This is a genomic window from Microbacterium sp. Bi128 (assembly GCF_918698205.1).
The window spans coordinates 1-4,730 of sequence record NZ_CAKKMM010000321.1 but is presented as its reverse complement, the minus strand read 5'-3'; the positions used below and the strand labels follow the sequence as shown (position 1 = coordinate 4,730).

Below are 4,730 nucleotides of genomic sequence, written 5' to 3'. Positions count from 1 at the left end.
CCATATCCACCAGGTGGTTGTGCTCGCTCACGTGGTACGGGACCACGTTGTAGAGCTTGCCGGAGAAATTGATCTTCATCCCGTGGGTGAGGTGGCCGCCGTGGGCCAGGGCCAGTCCCATGATGGTGTCGCCCGGTTCCAGGAGGGCAAACATGGCGGCGGCGTTGGCCTGCGCGCCGGAGTGCGGCTGGACGTTGGCGTACTCGGCGCCGAACAGGGCCTTGACCCGGTCGATCGCGAGCTGTTCGATCACGTCAACGTGCTCGCAGCCGCCGTAGTAGCGCTTGCCCGGGTAGCCCTCGGCGTACTTGTTGGTCAGCACCGAACCCTGTGCCTCCATGACCCCGGCGGGGGCGAAGTTCTCGGACGCAATCATTTCCAGGGTGGACTGCTGGCGCTTCAGTTCGCGCGCCACGGCCTCTTCGACCTCGGGATCGACTACGGAAAGTCGCTCGTTCAACTGCTCAACCACGGTTGCTCCTTTGAAATACCACTATTGCTATGACTGATATATCAGTGTGAGAACAATGGTATGATTGAGATCACACCAGAGTCAATAGCCGGAAGCCAAGTGGAACCAGGCTTCCGGTTGAAATCCAGAAACGGAGCCGAGCTGTGAATGCACTCACCGTCCTGCCGCCCGCAGAGGACGAAGCCATCTCCCAGGCGGAGGCCGCGTACAGGCAGTTGCGCGACAAGCTGATCATGCTCGAAATCCGGCCGGGCGAACCCATCAATGACGGGCAGCTCGCCGCCGAGCTCGGGTTCGGCCGTACTCCCGTGCGCGAGGCGATCAAGCGGCTGGAAGTGGACCACCTGGTGGTTTCATACCCGCGAAGGGGGACCTTTGCCACCACCGTGGACTTCACGGAACTGGCCGACGTCTCGGAAATCCGGGAACTGCTGGAACCCCTGGCGGCGCGGCGGGCGGCAACGCGGGCCAACGCCGCCATGCGCCGCGAACTGCTGGATGTCGCCAAGACCATTGCAGAACTGGCCCCGAGCCCTGCAGAGTCCCGGGAGCTGATGCGCTACGACCTGACAGTGCACCGCCTGATCTACCGGGCCGCGGCCAACCCGCACCTGGAGGATACGCTGATCCGCTACGACAATCTGGCCACGCGCATCTGGTGCCTGGTCCTGGACAAGGTCCCCTCGGTCAGCGGCCACATCAGCGAGCATGTGGAGCTGCTCAAGGCGGTGGCCGAGGGCGACGCGGACAGGGCCGGCGAACTCGCCCTGCACCACGTCACCAGCTTCGAGGAGACCATCCGCAAGGTCCTCTAGCCGCGGCGACCCTCCCGCCGAGGTCGCGGGAAGCGTGCGGGCTCGCCTTAAGCTTCCGGCGAGCCCGCACGTGACCGGCGACTTCGACCACGACGGGCGCCCGAGTCACCGCCGCAGTGGATTAGAGTTCCGGAACTTCAGCCGTTTTTCTTCCAGCGCTTCGGCCACTTCACGTTCATCAGAAGTAGCCCCAGCAGGAGCGAGTCGACGGTCATGATTCCGGCCATGAGATAGGCCCACCCGGCCATCATGGCTCGACCGCCGACCGGCGACCTGAAGTGCGCGTACGTACCAGAATGCCCATGACGATCTCCTGACGTGGATCCCCCCAGTCACTCGATAGTCCACTTAGTGTGCCACCGCGCCGGACTGAGCGGAACCGCGGCGCCGTCCGGCTCAAGCTTTCCCCAAGTTGACGGACACATCGCTCAATTTATGCAACACCGGTTCGTTCATTGCAACTATTGTTGTGCGGTCCGGCTGGGTGCCCGCGGCGCTGTCTTGGTGCCTCATCCGAATTGATCCGCGTAAGAGAAATCACAAAAAGCATTGACTGTGTCATGCGTCACGCCTACTCTGGTGCAACAGCGTTGCGCTGATTGCAACTCCCAAAACTCTTTGGTGGACACATGAGTAACGAAAATTTCTCCCCGTCGACACTTGCGGGGCAGACCAGCCCGGAGTCGAATAGCGGGCATGGCAGTACGTCCTCGGGACAGACCACGTTGAGCGGCCATGCGGCCCCTGGCGGCCACGATCCCGCAGTCAGTAAGGAAACCCGACGGCGGGTCGTCGCCGCCAGCTTCATCGGAAACTTCGTCGAATGGTTCGACTACGCCGTCTACGGCTACCTGGCCGCAACAATCGCCGCGGTCTTCTTCCCCGAGTCCAATCCCCAGACGGCGCTTCTACTGACTTTCGCCCTCTTCGCCATCTCGTTCCTGGTGCGGCCGCTTGGCGGCTTCGTCTGGGGCCACATCGGTGACCGGGTGGGGCGCCGGACTGCCCTTTCCCTGTCTATCCTGATCATGTCCGGAGCGACCTTCTGCATCGCACTGATCCCGGGGTACAACTCCATCGGCATCTGGGCCCCGATCCTGCTCCTGGTGGTGCGCGTCGTCCAGGGCTTCTCCGCCTCCGGCGAATACGCCGGCGCGTCCGCCTTCCTGGTCGAGTACGCCCCGGCCAACAAACGCGGCCTGTACGCGGCGGTGGTTCCGGCCAGCACGGCCGCGGGCCTGCTGCTCGGCTCCCTGCTCGCGGGCCTGCTGACCGTCCTGCTCAGCGCCGAGGCGATGCAGAGTTGGGGATGGCGCCTGCCGTTCCTGCTCGCAGCACCGATGGGCCTGATCGGACGCTACATCCGCACCAAGCTCGAAGACACGCCGGTGTTCCGCGAACTGGCAGAGGAGGACCAGGCCATCAAGGCCCCGGTATCCAGCCTCTTCCGGAAGCACTGGCGGTTGCTGCTGAAGGCCGTCGGAGCCGTGCTGCTCAACGCCGTCGGGTTCTACGTGATCCTGAGCTACATGCCCACATATCTGTCCTCGGAGCTCGGTCTCGGCGCGGCCGAATCCTTCCTGGCCACCACCATCGCCCTGGTGACGTACATCGGGTTCATCTTCCTGACCGGTATGCTCTCGGACCGCTACGGCCGCAAAAAGGTGCTGATCGCCGCATCCTTGAGCTTCATCCTGCTGACCGTGCCGGCCTTCGCACTGCTGGGCACCGGGAACTTCCTGGTGATCGTCCTGGTCCAGATCCTGCTGGGCGGCATGCTGACGCTCAACGACGGTACGCTCCCGAGCTTCCTGGCGGAGATGTTCCCCACCCGCGTCCGCTACAGCGGCTTCGCCGTCAGCTTCAATCTCTCCAACGCGCTCTTCGGCGGCACGGCGCCGTTCGTGGCGACCCTCCTGATCGCCGCGACGGCCAATGCCCTGGCTCCTGCCTGGTACCTCGCCGGCGCCGCGGTCATCTCCTTGATCGCCGTCGTCCTCTCTCGTGAAACCAGCAAGGAACCGCTGCGCCACGAGTAGTCCCGGCCGACGCCCACATCTTCCCTCCTAAGAAATCAAACCGCAGAAAGGCACCACCACCATGACCATCGCAACGTCCAACAACGCTTCGTCCATCGCCGAACTGGAGCGACTGAAAGTCCTGCACAACGGGCAGAAGGAAAAGCTGACCTTTTCCAACGCCGAATTTGAGCGCCGGCTCGGCGGACTGCGCCGCATCATGGCCGAAAAGGACCTGGACGCCGTCGTCCTGACCAGCTACCACTCCATCAAGTACTACTCGGACTTCCTCTTTACCTACTTCGGCCGGTCCTACGCCATGGTGGTCACCAAGGACGACACCGTGACCGTCACGGCCAACATCGACGCCGGCATGCCGTGGCGGCGCAGCTATGGCGACAACGTGGTGTACACGGACTGGCGCCGGGACAACTACATCTTCGCCATCCAGGAGGCGCTGCGCACCCGCGGCATCAACCCCCGCCGGCTCGGCGTCGAAGACGATTCGCTCCCGCTGGACAACCGCAACAAGATCCAGGCGGCCTTTGCAGGGGCCACCCTGGTGGATGTTGCCCAGGCGGCGATGCGCCAGCGGATGATCAAGTCGGCCGAAGAGATCGAGGTGATCAAGCACGGGGCCCGCATTGGCGACCTGGGCGGCGAAGCCATCCGCAACGCCATCACCGCCGGCATCACCGAATATGAGGTCGCCCTGATCGGCACCGAAGCCATGGTCCACGAAATCGCGCGGACGTTCCCGGACTCGGAAATCCGTGACACCTGGGTCTGGTTCCAGTCCGGCATCAACACCGACGGCGCCCACAACTGGGCCACCACGCGCAAGATCCAGGAACACGACATCCTGTCCCTGAACTGCTTCCCCATGACCTCCGGCTACTACACGGCACTGGAGCGCACCCTGTTCTACGGCGAACCCGACGCCCGCTCCCTCGAACTGTGGAACATCAACGTCGAGGTCCACAAGCGCGGCCTCGAGCTCATCAAGCCGGGGGCTGTCTGCAAGGACATCGCCGCCGAGCTGAACGAGATCTACGTGGGCCACGGGCTTCTCGCCAACCGGACGTTCGGCTACGGACACTCCTTCGGCGTCCTGAGCCACTACTACGGCCGCGAAGCCGGACTGGAACTCCGCGAGGACATCGACACGGTGCTCGAGCCCGGCATGGTGGTCTCCATGGAACCCATGATCACCGTCCTGGACGGCCAGCCCGGCGCAGGCGGCTACCGTGAGCACGACATCCTGGTGGTCGGCGAAGACGGAGCCGAGAACATCACGAAGTTCCCGTTCGGCCCCGAATACAACATCATCGGAGCCTGAGGCGCCCAGACCCCCTGAAGGCAGGACCCAGAAGCGGCGCCACGTCCACCGTGGCGCCGCTTTTGGGCCCTCATGCGGAATGATGG

3 protein-coding genes and 1 pseudogene are annotated in these 4,730 nt (G+C 63.8%); 3 read left to right on the top strand and 1 reads right to left on the bottom strand.

Going from position 1 to position 4,730, the window contains the following annotated elements:
- Positions 1 to 472, bottom strand: a pseudogene (locus LQV45_RS18050) (serine hydroxymethyltransferase); the annotation flags it as partial.
- Between the two features lie 143 nt (positions 473 to 615).
- Between LQV45_RS18050 and LQV45_RS18045 the strand changes: the two are divergent.
- From LQV45_RS18045 to LQV45_RS18035, 3 genes are all read left to right on the top strand, one after another.
- Entirely contained in the window at positions 616 to 1,287 is a 672-nt protein-coding gene (locus LQV45_RS18045) for a GntR family transcriptional regulator (RefSeq protein ID WP_223914767.1), read from the top strand.
- Between the two features lie 629 nt (positions 1,288 to 1,916).
- Positions 1,917 to 3,326, top strand: a complete 1,410-nt coding sequence (locus tag LQV45_RS18040) for an MFS transporter (protein ID WP_230008206.1) — start codon at positions 1,917 to 1,919, stop codon at positions 3,324 to 3,326.
- A 61-nt stretch (positions 3,327 to 3,387) separates the two neighbouring features.
- Positions 3,388 to 4,644 carry an aminopeptidase P family protein gene (locus LQV45_RS18035; protein WP_223914764.1) on the top strand — a complete coding sequence of 419 codons (1,257 nt, stop codon included), beginning with the start codon at positions 3,388 to 3,390 and terminating at the stop codon, positions 4,642 to 4,644.
- Positions 4,645 to 4,730: the final 86 nt, after the last annotated feature.

Bases quoted from the DNA above. Each gene is read 5' to 3' on its own strand.
- LQV45_RS18040 (WP_230008206.1), top strand. From the start codon at position 1,917: ATGAGTAACGAAAATTTCTCCCCGTCGACACTTGCGGGGCAGACCAGC.
- LQV45_RS18035 (WP_223914764.1), top strand. From the start codon at position 3,388: ATGACCATCGCAACGTCCAACAACGCTTCGTCCATCGCCGAACTGGAG.